This is a genomic window from Marinobacter litoralis, assembly GCF_016427555.1.
Taxonomy (GTDB): domain Bacteria; phylum Pseudomonadota; class Gammaproteobacteria; order Pseudomonadales; family Oleiphilaceae; genus Marinobacter; species Marinobacter litoralis_A.
Map to the genome: position 1 here is coordinate 15,620 of NZ_JAELVS010000004.1, position 19,750 is coordinate 35,369.

14 protein-coding genes are annotated in these 19,750 nt (G+C 54.8%); 4 read left to right on the forward strand and 10 right to left on the reverse strand.

Going from position 1 to position 19,750, the window contains the following annotated elements; genetic code table 11:
* Positions 1–12 precede the first annotated feature (12 nt).
* Positions 13–1,551, reverse strand: coding sequence for a fatty acyl-CoA reductase (locus JAO79_RS12055; protein WP_199007513.1), 1,539 nt, complete (start codon positions 1,549–1,551; stop codon positions 13–15).
* A 360-nt stretch (positions 1,552–1,911) separates the two neighbouring features.
* On the opposite strand from JAO79_RS12055, the gene JAO79_RS12060 reads away from it, so the two are divergent.
* The 3 genes from JAO79_RS12060 to JAO79_RS12070 all read left to right on the forward strand — a co-directional run bounded on the left by JAO79_RS12060 (position 1,912) and on the right by JAO79_RS12070 (position 5,708).
* On the forward strand, positions 1,912–3,801 hold the full coding sequence (locus JAO79_RS12060) for an EAL domain-containing protein (protein ID WP_199007514.1): 1,890 nt from the start codon (positions 1,912–1,914) through the stop codon (positions 3,799–3,801).
* Between the two features lie 204 nt (positions 3,802–4,005).
* The gene (locus JAO79_RS12065) at positions 4,006–4,659 is read left to right on the forward strand and encodes a class I SAM-dependent methyltransferase (RefSeq protein WP_199007515.1); all 654 of its coding nucleotides are present in this window, start codon (positions 4,006–4,008) and stop codon (positions 4,657–4,659) included.
* A 41-nt stretch (positions 4,660–4,700) separates the two neighbouring features.
* Complete coding sequence (locus tag JAO79_RS12070) at positions 4,701–5,708, forward strand: DUF2156 domain-containing protein (protein ID WP_199007516.1); 1,008 nt, start codon at positions 4,701–4,703, stop codon at positions 5,706–5,708.
* Here JAO79_RS12070 and murI read toward each other — a convergent pair.
* Both murI and nudC read right to left on the reverse strand, forming a co-directional pair.
* Positions 5,700–6,530: a glutamate racemase gene (murI, locus tag JAO79_RS12075; RefSeq protein WP_199007517.1), complete on the reverse strand. Its 831-nt coding sequence runs from the start codon at positions 6,528–6,530 to the stop codon at positions 5,700–5,702. The genes JAO79_RS12070 and murI overlap by 9 nt on opposite strands.
* 2 nt (positions 6,531–6,532) lie before the next feature.
* The gene (gene nudC / locus JAO79_RS12080) at positions 6,533–7,360 is read right to left on the reverse strand and encodes an NAD(+) diphosphatase (protein ID WP_199007518.1); all 828 of its coding nucleotides are present in this window, start codon (positions 7,358–7,360) and stop codon (positions 6,533–6,535) included.
* Between the two features lie 136 nt (positions 7,361–7,496).
* Here nudC and plsB point away from each other — a divergent pair, with 136 nt between their 5' ends.
* A complete protein-coding gene (plsB, locus tag JAO79_RS12085) occupies positions 7,497–9,968 on the forward strand; it encodes a glycerol-3-phosphate 1-O-acyltransferase PlsB (protein WP_199007519.1) in 2,472 nt (823 codons plus the stop codon).
* 33 nt (positions 9,969–10,001) lie between these two features.
* Here the strand turns inward: plsB and JAO79_RS12090 are convergent, their stop codons facing one another.
* The 7 genes from JAO79_RS12090 to relA all read right to left on the reverse strand — a co-directional run bounded on the left by JAO79_RS12090 (position 10,002) and on the right by relA (position 19,699).
* A complete protein-coding gene (locus JAO79_RS12090; RefSeq protein WP_199007520.1) occupies positions 10,002–10,826 on the reverse strand; it encodes a class I SAM-dependent methyltransferase in 825 nt (274 codons plus the stop codon).
* An 18-nt stretch (positions 10,827–10,844) separates the two neighbouring features.
* Positions 10,845–11,552 (reverse strand): tRNA (adenosine(37)-N6)-threonylcarbamoyltransferase complex dimerization subunit type 1 TsaB, encoded by a 708-nt coding sequence (tsaB, locus tag JAO79_RS12095; RefSeq protein ID WP_199007521.1) that lies wholly within the window; start codon positions 11,550–11,552, stop codon positions 10,845–10,847.
* Positions 11,553–11,584: 32 nt separating this feature from the next.
* Complete coding sequence (gene adk, locus JAO79_RS12100) at positions 11,585–12,238, reverse strand: adenylate kinase (RefSeq protein ID WP_199007522.1); 654 nt, start codon at positions 12,236–12,238, stop codon at positions 11,585–11,587.
* 228 nt (positions 12,239–12,466) lie between these two features.
* On the reverse strand, positions 12,467–13,837 hold the full coding sequence (locus JAO79_RS12105) for an HDOD domain-containing protein (protein ID WP_199007523.1): 1,371 nt from the start codon (positions 13,835–13,837) through the stop codon (positions 12,467–12,469).
* Positions 13,838–13,898: 61 nt separating this feature from the next.
* A complete protein-coding gene (gene ppc, locus JAO79_RS12110; protein ID WP_199007524.1) occupies positions 13,899–16,544 on the reverse strand; it encodes a phosphoenolpyruvate carboxylase in 2,646 nt (881 codons plus the stop codon).
* 81 nt (positions 16,545–16,625) lie between these two features.
* Positions 16,626–17,465 carry a nucleoside triphosphate pyrophosphohydrolase gene (mazG, locus tag JAO79_RS12115; protein ID WP_199007525.1) on the reverse strand — a complete coding sequence of 280 codons (840 nt, stop codon included), beginning with the start codon at positions 17,463–17,465 and terminating at the stop codon, positions 16,626–16,628.
* Complete coding sequence (gene relA / locus JAO79_RS12120; RefSeq protein ID WP_199007526.1) at positions 17,462–19,699, reverse strand: GTP diphosphokinase; 2,238 nt, start codon at positions 19,697–19,699, stop codon at positions 17,462–17,464. Before relA ends, mazG begins: the two co-directional genes overlap by 4 nt.
* Between the last annotated feature and the right edge of the window lie 51 nt (positions 19,700–19,750).

Genomic DNA, 19,750 nt, shown 5'->3' on the forward strand with positions numbered 1-19,750 from the left:
ACTCAAGACCCGTCACGCTGCGCGTCGGGTATGCTGCCGGGTCTTCACACGCTTGGCCTTTCGAGGTTTCAACGCATACCGATTGAGCCCTGCCAGATGAATTTTCCGAAGATACAGCTCCCAATCAATAGCGCGGGCATCGACCGGAAACAAACTCTGGTCAACCTCGCCGGAGCGCTTCGCCAAAGCAAGCAACTGGTCATTGCAGAAAATATAATCCGGAGCGGTGTAGAACCCGAAGATCGTTGCCAGGGATTGCGTGGTCTCCAGGTTTCGCAGCCATTTCAGATCGGAACGGCTGCCCAAACGCCTGAGAACACCATTGGTGAAACTCAAAGGTAATCGGGCACCGCTCACCACGAGGTCAAATACGGTTCGATTCACTGCCACAAAAGGTTTCGAGGGTTTTCGGTAGAACAGATGATCGTAGGCGGCATAATTCGCTTTCGCTTCGGCCATCAAATGGTCGATGAACTCGCCGATGGTGATCGGGTTCGAGCTGCCACTGCTGCATTGATAAATTCTCTGCGCCTGAGGCTCGGCCACAGCCTCCGACAGCGCAAGAATTATCGCATTGGCCACCAGATCCACCGGAATAACGTCGATGACCCCTGCACGGTTCCCGGGGAACAGTGACACTTTTTCACGGGCGTAGGCCAGGATAATCGCATCGGCCACTTTAACTCCCTCAATCCAGCCGGAATCAGGCTCCTCAAGAGCGCTTTCAATGATCGAAGGTCGAACGATGGTCAAACTCCGCCCTTGCAGTGCCTTCAGCAGCAGCTGTTCACCCAGCCACTTGGTGAAGGTATAGGTATCACTCCATCCGTAACGGCGGGCCTCCCGCAATCCCAGCTCGACCAAGCGTTTCTCCAGTGCTTTGCCGTCGTAGCGGCTTCGCTCACTCTCAATTTTACTCTGCAGGTCTGCAATCAAGGCCTCAACCTTGTAGTAGCCTTGCTCTGATTGCGGAATAGATTTCCTGGCCGGCTTGATGATGGCTTCAGCGACCTGCCCACTATTCATGCCATTCACATAGCACGTGGATACCTGCAATACCGCCAAACCCGCATTCAACCGCGCCAGTTCGGCGATGTTGTCGAGGCACAGAGTGTTGATCGTCAATGCCTGATCAAGCGCTTCCTGAAAGTTCACGCTGGCCGCAGAATTGATGACCGCATCCAGATCGCCCGCCAGCTTCTGAAACGCGTCCTGACCGAGTCCGAACGCCGGCTCGGTTACCTCACCGGTGATGCAATGAAGCTTTTCCGTGAGGAAGGATTCGAATAACTCGGGATCGCTTTCACGCACCCGGTCGAAAACCGACGAGGTCGCAATCTCTTCAAGAAACCGGTTGCGGGCGTCTGAGAATTTGCGGTTGCCGCGAATCAAAAGGTACACGCCGCCTATCTCCGGAACAGCTCTGATAAGCTTTTCCAAAACAACTTTGCCCAAAAAGCCAGTTGTTCCCGTAATCAGCACACGCTTGCCTTTCAGCCGTTTTAATACCTGAGAAGTCGCCGTACCTGCCACTGTCTGCTCGCTTGCCATTTCCTGCCCTCCGTGTCTTATGCCCTGTTCTTCTTGTCGTTCAATGTTTGCACACCCAGTATGACAAGCAGGTGACCAACTGCATACTTAACATACAAACCCACACCGGTTTTGTTTGCCGCTTCTCAAAAAGCTGGCAGATGTGTAGAAAAACCAATCACATCACATTCCTGCTAACAAACCGCTCAAACAGACCTCACTAAGCATTTAATAATTTGAAAATATTGTCTAAGCTCGAACCCAAACAAAACTGAACATCTCGTCACGTAATCTTTGATACGGTGTACCAGATGGCATGCCAGCTCTGCGAATGACTTATAACAACGATAAAACTGGCGACGACACAACGGAAATGTGGACATGACAACCAAACTTATTGAGGAAGTTCTGGGCCATATCAGGAAACCAAACGCACCTGATGAACTCTTGACCTTGGTGGAAACAGCGATAAAAAAACACCCGCTGATTCAGTCTCACGTTGCAATTCAGTCCCGGCTCGAAAAATCCGAAGCACTGCATCGATACATCGTCAACAACTCGCCCGACATTGTCTTTATGCTCGACGAATCCGGGCGCTTCTGCTTTATCAACGACAAAGTAAACAGTCTGTTGGGCTACCCACCTGCGGACCTTTGTGGCAAACACTTCCGGACCATACTCGATGAGCGGGATGTCGCGCGCGGTGCCTACGCGGTGCGAGGGCCCAACATCAGTGCTGACAACCCTCGGTCACTGGAAGTTCGGCTGAAGGCCAAAGGTCACAATACTGCTACCCGGCACTTCGAGATCACCGCATTTCCCATAGAACCCCAAAGCTGGCCCCAAACCGATGAATCTTTGGCGGGCTGTATCCCGCAGCTTGCCCGTTACTATGGCACTGCGCGGGATGTCACCGACCGAAAAGAAGCTGAAGCTTGTATAAACTTTCAAACCTATCACGACCCATTAACCCGACTACCCAATCGCGCCCTGTTTAAAGACCGGCTGGAGTTGGCTGCGGCTCATGCCCGTCGCAACCACCACAAACTGGCGGTGATGTTTCTGGATCTGGATCGCTTCAAAGTCATCAACAATACGCTTGGCCACGCCATGGGCGATCGCTTATTGCAAGCGGTGACCCAACGCATGGAAAAATGCCTGCGCCATGGCGATACGCTGTCTCGTTTCGGCGGTGATGAATTCACCATTCTGCTTCCGGTCATCGACAGTACCGAGGATGCTCGCAGCGTTGCCAAAAAACTCATTGCCGCGCTTCAAAGCCCATTCCAACTCGGCAACCACGAGGTGTTTGTGGGCGCCAGTATCGGAATCGCCCTGTTCCCGGACGCGGGCCAAACCATGGAACAGTTGCTGCAATGCGCAGATGCCGCCATGTACTACGTGAAAGCGCGAGGCAAAGACGGGTACCGGTTCCACTCCAAGAGCATGCGCACAACGACAACCCAGCGGCTGCGGATGGAACGCGATCTCAGACTTGCCATGGAGCGCGAGGAATTTCAGGTGCATTACCAGCCCCAGGTTTGCTCGAAAACCCACCGTATGGTCGGGGTCGAAGCGCTGGTCCGCTGGCAACACCCTACTATGGGACTGCTTTATCCGGTCGATTTTTTGCCTTTGGCTGAGGAAACCGGTCTGATCGCAAAGCTTAGTGAAAAGGTACTTAGCCGCGCCTGTAAAGAGGTCGCTGACTGGATCGCCTCGGGGCACCCGGACCTTCGTCTGGCCGTCAATCTCTCCGCAAGCCAGGTGGAGCACCCAAGATTCGTTGAAATGCTGACTGATCGCATCAAGGCGAACGGCTTTCCGAAGGAGAACCTGGAAATAGAAATCACAGAAAACGTGATCATGAAGGATCTGGAGCAAATCAGCAGCAAATTCAGAGACCTCGCCAGCTCAGGTATCCGCATTGCGATCGACGATTTTGGTACCGGTTACTCCTCGCTGAATTATCTGCACCGATTGCCCATTCATACCCTGAAAGTCGATCAATCCTTTGTAAAATCCATTCGAAGCGGCGACGAAGGCGCATGCATTGTGAATGCAATCGTTGCCATGGCGCATGGTTTGAAGCTGGAGATCGTGGCCGAGGGCGTCGAAACTGATGAACAGCTGTCATACCTGAAACAGCTGGGGTGCCAACAAGTGCAAGGGTTCTTCTACGGGCCTGCGCAACCCGCTGCGGAAATCAGCAAAATACTCAACGCCAAAGACCGATGCCTCGCCCACCCCCCCCACAAACTAGGATTGTAAGACACTTGGATCCGAAAGGTTGACGAGGTTTGCAAAGCGTTGCAGCTCGTTAATTTTTGTATCTGGAAATGCGCGCTACTGCACATATTTCACGCAGCGCCTTCTCTAATCTAGCTCTTACACGCACGCCACCGAACCACCGTCATACGGTTAACAACGACAAAAAGGTAGCGGCAAACAGAGACTAGAAAGAAGGCAGTAACCATGCGCGACAAGTACAAATATATCGGTCCCGTCTACGACTTTCTCAGCAATCTATACAGTGGCAAAAACATTCATCACTGCAAAACCGCCATGCTGGATGTTGAAACCGTGCAAAAAGGCGACCGGGTTTTATTTGCCGGCGTCGGCCATGGTCGCGATGCCATTCGCGCTGCGGAGCTCGGTGCCGATGTAACTGTCGTGGATCTGTCTGAGACCATGCTTCGGAAATTTGGTGATGCCTTGAGTGCAGAGGCCCCTCACCTGACTATTCGCCGGATTCACAGCGACATCATGAAAGTTGACGAGCTGGACCAATATGACATGGTTGTCGCCAACTTTTTCCTGAACGTGTTCGATGAAGACATGATGGTGAAAGTTCTGGAACACCTGATCAGCCTGGGTAAAGCCGATGCCAAAATCGTCGTTGGCGATTTTTGCTATCCCACCGGCAATATTTTCTCCCGCACGTTCAAAAAGCTCTATTGGTACATGGCCGTGTTCGTGTTCTGGTTATTCGCCAACAACGCCTTCCACAAAATTTATAACTATCCCGAACATATGCAACGCTTGGGCTTGCAAGTGCGCGAAAAGAAACACTTCAAGCTCCTGAACATGGATTGCTACTGGTCGATTCTGGGTCAGAAAAAAGCCTAAACCTATAAACAACGCTAAAAAAGGGTTACGGGAGCCGTGTTATGTCAGACCAAATTCTTGCACTCGATGGCATAAAAGAGAACGCCAGTTGCCAGTTCACGTTCTCTGAGCGCGTGGGCTACCTGAAGCAACATGGTGCACACTCTCAGTCTTTCTCCACGCTACAACCCGGTATGCACTATTTCGATGTACCGGGTGTAGGCTACATTGCTTACATGCGAAAATGGGGTGGTACGTTTGTGCTGTCGGACCCGGTGGCGGCGCGGAAGGATTTCCCGGTTATTCTTGAGCAGTTCCAACAGAAATTTCCCAATGCCTCTTACGTTCAGGTGTCCAAGGCCGTTGTGGACTTTCTTCATCTGCGCTTCGGACTGTATGGCACTCAGTTTGGCTGTGAATCCCGGATCGATCTTCAGAAATGGTCTTTAACCGGCAAGAAAAAACAAATCCTGCGCACCGCATTGAATCAGGCTGAAAAGCAAGGAATCACGGTAAAAGAGCGCTACAGCGACGATCACACCCGTGAAATATCCGAAGCCTGGATACGAACCCGCAAATGCAAAAGCAACGAAATCCGGTTCCTGATTCGTCCGATGGAAATGGATTACCGTGAAAACGAACGCCATTTTTATGCCTACCAGGACGGCAAGGCGGTTGGTTTCATCTATTTTGATCCGATCTACCACAACAACGAAATCATTAGCTACGTGCCGAATATCTCTCGGGCCAATGCAGACTTTCGACAAGGCATTTTCTACACTTTGATGGCCCATGCCATGGACGTTTTTAAAGCCGAAGGGGTTCCGTTCATCGATTTAGGACTCATCCCTCTGTCACTGGACAAAGCCACCGAGCACCAGGAAAGCCGGCTGTTGAAAAAACTGATGCACGGTATCTACGACAAGGGCAATTTCCTATACAACTTCAAAGGCCTGGAGTTCACTAAATCACGCTTTCGGGGCGAGAACTTCAAAACCTATTGCTGTCACAAACGCGCCATTCCCGCCCTTGAATTCTTCGCCATGTTCAAGCTGACCCGGCTACTTTAAGCTGGGCCAGTGGCTTCGGACCTCGGCGACGGCCATGCCCAGACCGGCCGAAAAGCTCGCAATGCCAGCAGGAGCCGGGCCGGAAAAACAAGCGGCTTTAACCACCGCGCCGGGCAGCTCAGCGGGCGTTTCCGCACCGGATAGACGGCCAGCTTGTTGCAGCAAATACGTCACTCGCCGCGCAATGGCTTCTCCCGAATCAACCCAGAACGCGACGCCAGGCAGACTTCTTTGAAGCCAAGACAACAGCAAGGGGTAATGGGTGCACCCCAAGACAACGGTGTCTACACCCCGCTGGTGCAACGGCAACATGGCATCGCTTACCAGGCTTTGCTCCGGTTCCTTACCGGACACCAACTCCTCAGCCCAGCGCACCAGATTCGGGTTGCCTACGCGGGTCACCTCACAGTCGCCAGCAAAGTCTTTGATGAGTTGGTCTAAATAGGGGCGTTTTATGGTCGCCGGAGTGGCTAACACCCCGACCTTTCGGCTCACTGTGCACTCTGATGCGGGTTTGATCGCCGGTACCACGCCCACCACCGGAACTTCGGTACGAGCCCGAAGGTGAGGCAACACCACGGTACTGGCGGTATTGCAGGCGATTACAATGACATCGCAGTGGAATTCCTGAAGGCTCAGATCAATCAGTGCGCAGCAGCGATCAATCACGACTTGCTCGGGCTGATCACCGTAAGGAAAAGCTTCGTTATCCGCCAGGTACAAAAGCTCGGCGCCAGGCAAGGCGCGATGAATGCAGGCCGCGACACTGAAGCCGCCCACACCGGAATCAAAAACCAGAACGCGAGGATGACGCTTACCCATCGTCAGGACGACGCTCCGCCGGCAGTAATGGTGTCTTTCATGGCTTCAATCAACTGCCCCGATATCGTGGTCGCTGGAGGGATTGGGGGATGATCGTCCGGAGTGAACCAACCGGCATCGGCCAACTCGTCTTCCTGAAGCACAAGGTCTCCGCTTTCATAATCTGCAAAAAAGCCCATCATCATTTGATGGGGAAACGGCCAGGGCTGAGAATTTTGGTAACGGATATTGGTGACATCCAGCCCGGTTTCTTCTTTCACTTCCCGAACCACCGCTTGTTCGAGGCTCTCGCCGGGCTCAACAAAACCCGCAATCAGACTGTAAAAGTTGCGCGTCACCCGCGAGGATTTCGCCAACAAGAAACGGTCATCTCGGCGAATAACCACAATGACACAGGGTGAAATTCTTGGATACCAAGGAACATTGCAGCGGCCACACCAACGGGCGCGTTCTCTCGGGTGCGCCTGTGTCGGTTCACCACAGCGCCCGCAGAATCGATGATCCTGCCACCACTGCCATACCTGAAAGCCGGTACTCAGGAGTTCTATGGGTGCCGCCGGCGTTTGCATAATCGCGTCTCTGAGAGTGACGGTGCTCAAGCCAGGTAAGCCCGCGTCTGCCAACGTGCTGACAAAAAGCCGGTGCCCACACCAAGTGCCGAGGGGCAGGGCTTCAGGCCGGCTATCCCCCATTTCAGGGCCACCCCAACGCAAAAACCACCCGTTACCGGGTTTTAGAATGCTGCTTCCGGAAAAAGCCAACAACAAATCACCCTGTTTCGGCTCGTCATCGCTCCAACCGGGCACCCACTGCCCGCTGTTATTCACCATAGCCAGCCCCTGTTTATCCAACGGTGGACAGCAATGTAGCACATCAAAATCGTTGGCCAGAATGACTATTCGGCTTTTCGACCTCGCGACAACCCGTTAAACTTGGCCACTGTTTCCAGGTCCGGAGTTACACCTTATGCGATTTTATCAGGGCGTTCGCAGCCTGATCCTGTGTTTTTTCCGCAAAATTCTGTTTTTATGGGTTCGCACAGACGTCAGCGGCAACACATTGGAAGAACTGGGTCTCGATCCTGAAAAACCGGTCTGCTACGTGCTTCAATACAGCTCTCTGTCGAGCCGTTTGGTATTGGAGCATGAAGTGATCCGGGCCAAGTTGGCCGGACCTTCCCCCGAATTGCCCGTAAAGAACAGCTCTACTCACTCGTTTTTCTTCCTTTACCAGCGTGTTGGCGGTCTATTTCGAGGCCGCCGGCAAAAACCGGTACCCACCAAAGAGTTCAGCGAACTCGTCAAGTTTGGCGTAAGCCATCCAGACCAAGATGTGCAGATCGTTCCGGTTTCCCTGTTCTGGGGCCGATCCCCGGACAAAGAGAAGTCTTTGGTCAAGCTACTGCTGTCGGATACCTGGTCTGTAGCCGGGCGGCTGCAGAAATTTTTGTTGATTCTGGTTCACGGCCGAAACACCTACGTGCAGTTTAATCGACCATTGTCACTACGCATGGTGGTTGAGGAATACCGCGACAACGAAGAAAAAGCCCGCCGCAAACTCGGGCGCATTCTGCGTACCCATTTCCGTCGCGTACGTCAGGCCGTTCTGGGGCCGGATTTGTCTCATCGCCGAACACTCGTTGAGGGGCTGCTGCGAACCCAGGCGGTAAAAGAAGCCATTCGCGAAACCGCAGCCAAAGAAGAGATCGCTCCTGAAAAAGTCCGTGCGCGCGCCTTCAAGTACGCGGATGAGATTGCCGCCAGCATGTCCATTGTGACCATCCGTTTTATGGAACGGGTACTCGCATGGCTCTGGAATCGCATCTACAACGGCATTGCCATCAATAACATTCAGGTTGCCAAAGAGGTCGCACAGGACAGCTCCGTTGTTTACGTGCCCTGTCACCGCTCCCACATCGACTATCTTCTGTTGTCTTACGTGCTCTATAAAAACGGGCTGATGCCGCCGCACATTGCCGCCGGCATCAACCTGAATATGCCCATCGTGGGCCCGATCCTTCGTCGTGGCGGCGCCTTCTTCATGCGCCGAAGCTTCAAGGACAACCCGCTGTACGCCACCGTGTTCAACGAGTACATGCACGTGATGTTCACCCGCGGTTATTCGGTTGAATACTTTGTAGAGGGCGGCCGTTCCCGCACCGGGCGTATGCTGCCACCGAGGCCCGGTATGCTGTCGATGACGGTTCGCAGTTTCCTGCGCGACAATCGCAAACCCATCGTGTTTGTACCCGTCTACATCGGATACGAGAAGGTCATGGAAGGTCGCTCTTATCTTGGAGAGCTGCGCGGCAAGAAGAAGCAAAAAGAAAGTGTTTTCGGGCTGGCCAAAACCGTCCGCAAGCTCAGCAACTCGTTCGGCCGGGTTTCCCTGAACTTTGGCGATCCTATTCCGCTGGCCAACGTACTGGACGAAGTTCGCAGCACCTGGCGCGAAGAGGCTTACGATGCAGAGTATCGGCCGGACTGGCTCCCTGACGCGGTCTCGGAGCTATCGGAACGGGTGGCGGGCAACATCAATGCGGCGGTCGCAGTTAACCCGATTGGTATCACCGCAACGGTGCTGCTGGGCACCGAGCGCATGGCGATGGATGAAGGCCAACTGGTGCGCCTGATGGACCAGTTTGCCAACATGTTAAAGGCGTTCCCTTATGCCGACACCGTGACCTTACCCGAAGGGGACGGCAAAGACTGGCTGAATTACTGCGAAAGCATGGGTTTGATTAACCGCTTGCCGCAAAAGCTGGGGGACATCATCTCGCTGGAAGGCTCCAACGCCATCCTCATGACCTACTACCGGAACAACATTCAACATCTGTTCGCCCTTCCGGCACTGGTTGTCAGTCTGTTTGAAAATAAGGCCTGCCTGCGCCGAGAGAAAATCATCTTCCTGGTCAGCGTCGCCTACCCTTACTTGCAGTCTGAGCTATTCCTGCGGTACTCGCAGGACGAAATCGAGAACATCATCAATCAATGGATTGACGTGTTGATCCAGCAAGGGCTGCTGTTGGCACTTGAAGAAGACAAACTGAGCCGACCCGAGGAAGGCACAGAAGCCATGCTGCGCGCGCGCATCCTGTCACGCTTTGTTATCCAGACCCTGGAACGATACCACATTGCTCTGGGTATCCTGCGCAAATACGGCTCCGGCAAACTGACCGCGGCGGAACTGGAAGAGCAGAGCACGCTGCTGGCAGAACGCATGTCGATTTTGTTTGGCCTGAATGCCCCGGAATTTTTCGACAAAACACTGTTCCGAAGCTTCATTGCCAACATGCAGAAGAACGACGTGCTGATTGCCGACGAAGAGGGACGATTGTGTTACGGCGAAGGGCTGGATGAAGTAGCTGAAGATGCCCGATTGGTGCTGAGTGTTGAAAAACGACAGGCGATTCAGCAAATCACCATGATGGACGCATGAACATACCCCCTGCAGGGCCGGGCTGAACGAGTTTCAGCTCGGCAGGGCTTTTAGTGAATAGATGTCGTACCGGCTGCTTTTGCCGTCAATCTGTGTGGCCGGCTTGGGGCCGTTGACGGCCGGTGCCTTGCGGGGACGTTTGACCACGACCCGGTAGCGAGCTGCGCTCAGGGCCGCTTCCAGTAATTGTTCCGAATCGTCGTCATCACCAACCACCTGCCGGAACACCTGCATTTCTTTCTTTACCAGTGCTGACTTATCACGGTGCGGAAACATAGGATCGAGATACACCACATCGGCAACATCGCTGCCCGCCTCTCGCAGCCAGTCCACCGAATTGCCCGTCTGCAGATTCATGCGCTGGACCACGGGTGCACACGCTGCATTTAGTGCAGCTCGCGCCAAACCATCGGCCAACAACGCATGAATGACCGGGTTACGCTCAAATAGCGTCACCGTGCAACCCAGCCCCGCCAATACGAACGCGTCCTGCCCCAGGCCGGCGGTGGCATCGAGCACGTGCAACCCGGATTTGGTTTTGTGCAAACCTACCGCGCGGGCTACCAGCTGACCAGTACCGCCACCATGTTCTCGCCGATAACCCATCTTCCCGGTCACAAACTCGGCCTTGACGGGCCCTGGAGCCGCCTTTCCGGTGAGCTGAAGGGCTAACCCCTGGTCATCCATAATCAGCAATACAGGGAAGTCTCTGACTAGCTTAGGCTTCACCAAACCCAGCCAGGTCAGGCCCAGTTCATCGGCAAGATTTTTGGCACTGGGGCTATCGCCCAAAGGGGTGCAACCCACGGCGACGATGTTTTCGAGAGGAACGGAGTTCGCGGGTGAGCTATCGGCCATGGCGGTGATCTCCGGAGACTACTCCCGTCCCGGGAGTTTCTTCCAGGTGACTTCGTCACGGACATACACCGGCTGAGCCTGCCCCGCAGGAACGGCCTGACCCGCATGAAATCCGGGAATCGCCAAGCGAGCGACCTGAGCCGCCCTCGGCACAAGAGAGGAATCTACCGAGCCGATACGGGTTCCAACAGATTCGGGCATGTCGCTGCGAAACTTCCAACCCTGCCCTGCTCCAAACCAGTCACCGCTTAGCTCATCGGCATCCGGCAAGCTGACCTGATCCGGATGACAGACACGCTCGTCACCCAACAAAACAGGCAAGCCATCACGGCAGGCAAACGTCGCCCAATACACCTCGCTCATGCGTGCATCGAATGCAACCGCGATGCCTCCACCGTCAGCTAGCTTGTGCGCTTCAATGGCGTTCAGGGCAACAGCAGCGAGGGAGGATACCGGCACCACCGGCAAATCGAGCCCCCAGGCCAAACCCTGAATGACTCCGGTAGCGATGCGCAAACCGGTAAACGACCCCGGCCCGCGTGCAAAGGCCAGAGCATTCAGATCTGAGGGTTTCAGCCCCTGCTCTGCGAGTAGGTCGCGAACCATGGGCATTAAAAGACGGGTGTGGCCCCTGGGGGCCAATTCAAACCGCTCGGTAATCTGACCATCCAGCCAGAGAGCGGCGGAGCAGCCTTCGGAAGAAGTATCCAGTGCTAACAACTTCACAGATCAAGCCTCCGTGGCTACCCCGGTTTCAGTTACTTAAGTTGTGACAGGATCTGGTCACGAATGCTGTCGAGACTACCTACGCCTTCAACGCGGACATACTTGGGCGCGTCGGCAGGAGCTTCCTTGGCCCAGCTCTGATAGAAACCAATCAGCGGTGCAGTCTGGTCGTGGTAGATACCCAAACGCTTGCGCACGGTTTCTTCTTTATCGTCCTCACGCTGAACCAAATCTTCACCGGTTTCGTCGTCTTTGCCAGCAACCTTGGGTGGATCGTATTTCACGTGATAAATACGGCCGCTGCCTTCGTGAACACGGCGACCGGACAGACGGCTGACGATTTCTTCGTCATCTACCGCAATCTCGACAACATAATCGATGTCAATGCCTTGATCCTTCAGCGCTTCGGCCTGAGGAATCGTGCGTGGGAAACCGTCGAGCAGGTAACCGTTTTTGCAATCAGGCTGCTGAATACGTTCTTCAATCAGCGCGATAATGATGTCGTCAGACACCAATCCGCCGGATGCCATCACTTCTTTGACCTGTTTTCCCAGCTCTGATTCAGCTTTAACGGCAGCGCGCAGCATGTCGCCGGTCGAGATCTGAGGGATGTCGAATTGGCTGGTGATAAATTGGGCCTGGGTGCCCTTGCCCGCACCTGGTGCGCCTAGCATGATGATTTTCATAACGTTGTGCTCCCGTTGTCTTAAATTGTCTTACGAAAAGTTGTTGCAAAAATCTGCGTTTTTGCGACAACCTCTCTGGAATCGCGAGTCGATTTCAGCAATGCCCGGCGAGAATCGAGGCCGCATTATACGAACTCAGCCCCTGCAGAGAAAGTCGACCTCTGTATCATCGCGTATTTTAATTAGATGCAAGCTGTATGTAGTGGTACTTTGCCGGTGCAATATGGCTCAGGAAGCCAAAGAGGATGCGAGCGCATCCAGATCAGAAGACATTTGCTCTACGTCGAGCTGAACCCGTTCCAGATCAGCCAGATCCAACCCTAGCCGTTCAACCAGAGCCGGCACATCATCAGCATTCAATTCATCGCCAATGCCCTGCTCCTTCAGCACCGCATTGGCCAGCTGAACCATCGCGACATACTCTTCATGGTCGCCACGATAACCCATGTGTTGGTGCATGCCCGCGGCTTTGATCACAGGTTCCGGTAACTGCCAGAGCCGATGCAGGATACCACCGATCGCGCCGTGCCCCACCGCAAGAATATCTTCTTGTTCACTGTGGCCCAGCACTTCGTATTCCAGCGATTGCAAGCTGGCCTCTGGATTCATTTCTCTGAGCGCGTTCAATTCCTCAAATTCGGTCGGAAACAGATGCCCGACCAGCAACAGACCGAAGTTGTGCAGCAAACCACAAAGATAGGCCAACCCTTTATCGTGCCCAGCACGAGCAGCCAGCCCCTGACACAGAAAGGCGCAGTAAAGCGAGTGTCGCCAGAAGTTGTCCATGCCCAGCGGCCCCTTGCGCGGCACATCAAATGCTTGAACCGAGGCAATCCCCAGCGCAATGTGAGCCACACGATCAAAGCCCAGAACCCGCGTAACCGCTTCCTGGACCGAGTTGATCTGACCGGGATAGGCAAACAACGCAGAACGGGCATAACGCATGATCTGCGCGGTCATGCTGGGATCAAATTCAATCAGTTCCGATAGTTCCTTGGCCGAAGCTTCGGGGTTACCGGTCAGCCGGAGAATGCGCAACGCCAGCGCGGGCATCGGGGGCAAACGATAGAGTTTCTGAAGTTTGTCAGCGACTTGCTCAAGCGTCAAAGCCTCGCGCTGCCCGACCCCCTGGCCGTGAATCACCAGCCGCCCTGCTCTTGCACCCGCCAGCGCCAGTCTCAATGAACGGGCATCCATTTCCACCAGAGCGTGATCGGTACCGGCACTAAAAACAACGGGGCCAGTTGAATCCACACCTTCATCCACCAAGACCGGAATGCCCCACGCTGCCCCCAAAGGCGGCACAAAGCCCGGCGCACAATCACCGAACAAACGGGTTATCTGGCGGGCCGTGAGAGGCTGCAGGCGCCGACCGGTCAGTTGTTGCACGGCATCCAGATCAAGCGTGCTGTCAAATCGATGCACAGCCATCACCACACCGGTCATATCAATCAGCATGGTGGCCTGAATGAAGTCGTGCTGCGGCCGCCCCGATGCAAGCACCAAGGCATCCAGATTGCTGACCACGCCGGTTTCTACAGGCCGATACGCAATCCCTTTCCGATCCAGAAAATGCGCCAGCTTTTCTGCCACTGCCAACTGAACTTTCTCCTTTAACAATAACGAAAGCGGAGCAACAAGCATCCGCTTCTGCGGGAAATTAACCCGTATTTCGCATCCCTGCCGATATGCCAGCCATGGTCACTTTAAGGGCCCGCTCGACCATTTCGGGTACATTGGTTTTGCCCTCACTCTCACGATCCCGGCGCAGCAACTCCGCCTGCAGGTAGTGCAACGGGTCGGTATAAGGGTTCCGCACTCTCATGGAATGGGCAAAAACCGGCTCATCCTCGAGCAGGTTTTCCTGCTCCTTCAGTTCGAGCAAGCGGTCAACACAGCCTTGCAGGCGCGTTCTTAAATTCTCGCCCAGGGATTTTAAGGTCTCGTCTTGTACAAGGGTTTGCTCGTAGTAGGTGGCAATTCGCAGATCGGCCTTGGCCAACACCATCTCAAGCATATCCACGTAAGTTTTAAAGAACGGCCATCCCTTCATCATTTCACGCAACTCGGGCAAGCGATTTTGGCGAGCGGCTTCCTCAAGCGCTACGTCGCTGCCCAGCCAACTTGGCAACATCAAGCGCATCTGAGTCCAGGCAAATATCCACGGAATCGCCCTCAAACTCTCGACACCACCGGTCGGTTTACGCCGGGCAGGCCGACTGCCCAAGGCCAATTTGCCCAAGGCCGTTTCCGGTGTCACCTGGCGAAAATACGGCACGAAATCAGGGTTCTCACGCACTACATCGCGATAAGATTCGAGCGAGATACTTGTCAGCCAATCCATCACCTCACGCCAGCTGTCCTTCGGGACAGGCGGCGGTGCCAGAGTAGCCTCGACCACAGCCGTGGTATAAAGCGTCAAACTTTGCACCGCCAGTTTGGGCAAGCCGAATTTGAACCGGATCATCTCACCCTGCTCGGTGATTCTGAAACTGCCGTTCACCGACCCGGGGGGCTGTGACAATATGGCCCTGTTGGCGGGACCACCACCCCGTCCAACCGTGCCACCACGACCGTGGAACAAGGTTAAGTGCACCCCATACTGGCTGGCCACTTCGGTGAGCTTTTCCTGCGCCTGATACTGGGCCCAGGCCGCCATCATCTGCCCCGCATCTTTGGATGAATCCGAATAGCCAATCATCACTTCCTGGCGGCCCTGACAATACTCGCGGTACCAATCCACCTGATACAGCGCCGCCATTGCGTCTGGCGCGCCCTGAAGGTCACTGAGGGTTTCGAACAGAGGCACAACCCGCATGGGGAATGTCATGCCCGCTTCACGCAACAACAGGATGACGCTCAACACATCCGACGGCTGACTCGCCATCGAGATCACATAAGACCCCAAGGCCTCTGGCGTCTGCCGGGCAACCACCTCACAGGTTGCAAGTACTTCTCGGACAGGCTCGGACGGCTGCCAACCACGAGGCACCAAAGGTCGGCGGCCCTGGAGTTCCCGCAACAGGAATTTCTGCCGCTCAGGTTCAGACCAGGAGGCATAATCGCCCATGCCCAGATACTCGACAATCTCCGCCACCGCTTCGGCGTGGCGCGCCGCTTCCTGCCGGATATCCAAACGAATCAGCGGTAACCCGAAGGTATGGGCGCGACGAATGGTGTCAAGCAGCGGACCATTGGCAATGTGTTCCAGGCCACAGTCCACCAAAGACCGATAACAAAGCTCCAGAGGTGCCGTCAGATCGTCGTTTTCAAACAGTATGTTGGTAGCGTCAGCGGCTTTGCCTTTGGCTCTGGCAGCAGCCCAGTCGCGGGTTTTAATCAAACGGTCCCGCAACTGGCCGAGGACGACCCTATACGGCTCCCGGGAGTCCCCGGCCTGGGTTTTCAATTCGTCACTGGCCTGCCACATGGAGAGTTCTGCACGTAACGCCTTGATGTCGCGCAGATAAAGGTCGGCAGCCATCCAACGGCCGAGTAGAAAAACTTCCTGCGTCACTTCATGGGTCACATTCGGATTTCCGTCGCGGTCGCCCCCCATCCAGGATGCAACCCGAACCGGCGTGGCGGCAATAGGCAGGCCCTTACCGGACGCATCCAACAGCGACTTGTCCAGATTTCGCAAGAATTTCGGCAACGCCTCCCACAGGCTGTTCTCGATGACCGCAAAGCCCCACTTGGCTTCATCAACAGCGGTCGGCCGCTCGTAACGAATTTCGTCGGTATGCCAAGCCTCGGTGATCAGCTGGGACAGACGACTCACGATGTCGTCGCGCTCGTCCGGGCGCAGGTCGCTGTGGTCCAGCTTCTCGAGGCAATCCGACATCTCGTCATATTTCATGATCAGCGTGCGGCGAGCGACTTCGGTGGGGTGCGCGGTCAGCACGAACTCGATGTGCAAATCCGCCACTTTCCGATGCAACTCGTCAGGCGCAACACCGCCAGCCTTCAGCCGCTCGAACACCTCGGTCAGTGATTCCACCGTCAGGTCCGAGGCATGCCCTTGCTTACGGCGAATGCCATGATATTGCTCGGCCAGGTTGGCTAGGTTGAGAAACTGGTTGAAAGCGCGGGTAACCGGAAGGAGTTCGTCGTCACTTAACTGTCCGAGCAAAGTCACCAGACGCTGGCCGGAACCGCTCTCTTGCAGTCGGTCGGCTTTGGCTGCAGCCCGAAGTTCCTCGATCCGGTCGTAACACTCTTGCCCGGGAAACCGTTGAATGTTTTGGCCCAACAGTTCACCCAGTAAACGTACGTTTTCTCGCAAGTCAGGATGCAGTTCAGTCACTTTGAGTTCCTTATAAATGAACAGAAACAATCTGAACTTACGATACTAAGGATTCACCAAGAACGCTATCAGGCCTTAGGGTTAGCCCTTTTCGACGCCTTTCACTTGTTGCCAAATGGCATCAAGTGCTTCAAGGCTTTCACTGTCCAGATCCCGTCCTTGCTCATGCAGAAACCGCTCGATTGCCCGGAATCGGGCGTCAAATTTATGGTTAGTTCTCGCCAGGGCCTGTTCGGGGTTCACTTTCATGAATCTGGCCAGATTGACGCACACAAACATCAGATCGCCCAGCTCGTCTTCCACCGCATCACGGTCGCCGGTGCCGGCCTCGGCCGCTTGCCAGGCTTCTTTGAGCTCATCGATTTCTTCATGCAGCTTGTCAAAAACCGGAGCTATCTCGGGCCAGTCAAAGCCGTGGTTGGACGCACGCTTTTGCAGCTTTTCGGCCCGCGCAATCGCCGGCAACGTACTGGCAATACCATCTAGCCGGCTGACCGGCTCATCGGTTGCGGGTTTGCTTGCCCGCTCTTCGGCTTTGATACGTTCCCAACTGGCTTTGATCCAGGCCTCGTCCGGGCGATTGTTCGGGTCAACCCGACTGTCCAAGGTACCTTCCGGAAACACGTGCGGATGGCGCCTAATCAGCTTGCGAACCAAGTGATCAACAATGTCGTCGAAATCAAAGTGACCGTCTTCTTTTCCGATCTGCCCGTAAAAAATCACCTGGAACAGCAAATCCCCCAGCTCGTCTTTCAAATGCGGGAAGTCCTCCCGCGCAATGGCATCGGCCACCTCGTAGGCTTCTTCGATCGTATGGGGCACGATCGTGCTGTAGGTTTGCTTGGTGTCCCAGGGGCATCCGGTTTCCGGCTCCCGCAGGCGTGCCATGAGGGTTTTCAAATCGTCAATTGAATAGCTCATGAGCGCTTTCGCCTTACGTCGATAATGTTTGGCAGATTACGAACCTGTGCCAGCAAACGGGCCAGCTGCTCAAGACTGGAGATCTCCACCGTTACCCGCATGGTAGCCGTATTTTCATCTTTGTTGGTCTGCGTCTGCAGCGACAGCACGTCACATTTGGAGTTCGAAAACACCTGCGTGATATCCCGCAACAGGCCTGAACGATCATAGGCTTCAATTTCGATCTCAACGGGGTACACCGCGGCAGGCTGGCCGCCCCAATTCACCTCGATAATGCGGTTCGGCTCGATTTCCTGCAGGTTCAGGAAGGTCAGACAATCCTGCCGATGCACCGTCACGCCACGGCCTACCGTGATATAGCCGCCAATGGGGTCACCGGGCAACGGTTTGCAGCAGTTGGCCACCTGGGTTTTCAGCTTGCCTACACCCCGGATCTGGATATCGGAATCTGTGCTGTACCCGCTTTTTCGAGCCGGGCTTAGTTTCAAATCCAGCTGCTCGGTTTTTGGCTCCAACATCTGCTGAGCCACATTCGCTACTTGCGAAGGCCTCAGGTCACCAGCACCGATGGCGGCAAACATATCGTCCGAGGAATGGTAGTTAACCCGCTTGGCCAAATCCGTCAGATTCACGTCGTAAAGTGACAGGCGCTTGAATTCATCCTCAAGAATGGCTCGGCCATCAACAATGTTGCGGCCACGATCCTGCTGCTTGAACCAACTCGTGACTTTCGCCCGCGCACGAGAGGTTTGTATGTACCCCAAACTCGGGTTCAACCAGTCGCGGCTGGGCGCGGGGTTGTTCGATGTCAGAATAAAAACCTGATCGCCCGTCTTCAGGGGATAGGTCAACGGTACTATCCGGCTGTTAACTCGCGCGCCACGACAGGAGTGACCGATTTCAGTATGAACACGGTACGCGAAGTCGACCGCCGTTGCGCCCTGTGGCAAGTCCACCACATGGCCTTCCGGCGTGAACACGTATATACGATCGGGCACAAAATCGGACTTGAGATGGTCGGCCAAGCCAGACAAATCGCCCAGTTCTTCCTGCCATTCCAGAACCTGACGCAGCCAGTTTATCTTGGCATCGTAACCACTGGATTTGTTGTTGGTATCCGTGCCTTTGTAAAGCCAATGGGCACAAACGCCCAGCTCGGCTTCCTCGTGCATCGCATGGGTACGAATCTGGACTTCCATGACCCGCCCTTCTTCACCTACAACCGCGGTGTGCAGCGACTGATAGCCATTTTCTTTCGGGTTGGCAATGTAATCGTCAAATTCATTCGGAATGTGGCGCCAAAGCGAATGCACAATACCCAGCACGGCATAACAATCGCGCACTTCCGGCACCAGAATACGCACGGCTCTGACATCGTAAACCTGAGAAAAATCGATGCCTTTCCGGCGCATTTTTCGCCAGATACTGTAAATATGCTTGGCCCGCCCGCTCAGCTCGGCATTAATGCCAGAAGCCTTGAGTTCGGTCTGCAGGGTATCGAGCACGCGGCGAATGTAGCTTTCGCGATCCAGCCGCTTTTCATCCAGAAGTCGCGCAATTTTTTTGTAGGCTGTGGCATGCAGGTAACGGAAGGACAGGTCTTCCAGCTCCCATTTGATGTGACCGATGCCTAACCGGTGTGCAAGAGGGGCGTAGATATCAAACACCTCCCGAGCCACTTTCATGCGCTTATCGGACGACGCATCTTTGATAGCCCGGATTGCACAGGTACGTTCCGCCAGCTTGATCAGCGCGACCCGCACGTCGTCAATCATGGTGACGAGCATCTTGCGAACGTTATCGAGTTGCCCTTCGCTCTGCCCCAGCACATTGCCTTTGAGAGGGTGGTGAATCGAGGAGATCGCGGCCATTTGCTGGACGCCATTGATCAGCCCGGCCACTTCATCACCGAATTCCTTGCGGATTTCGTCCAGCCCTACCCGCTCTTCCCGGACGGCGCGGTACAAAACCGCTGCCACCAGACTGGCCTGATCAAGGTGAAGCTCCGCCAGAACCTGCGCCATTTCCAGGCCGGTGTGAAAACTATTGGCCCCGGGCGCCCACAATCGATCCTCACGGAACGCCTCCAGAGCAATCCGATCGGCTTTTTCACAGGCCAAACGCAATTGCTCGGGGTTCTCCAGATGAGTCTGTTCCGCAATACGATGAACCCAACGGCCAATGTCCACCTGGCCGTCGCCGGTTACTCCGTAATCTTCCCTAACCTTTACCATAACAGAGACTTACCTGATGTTGGCCCGGCCATCCTGGAACTACCCTGATCT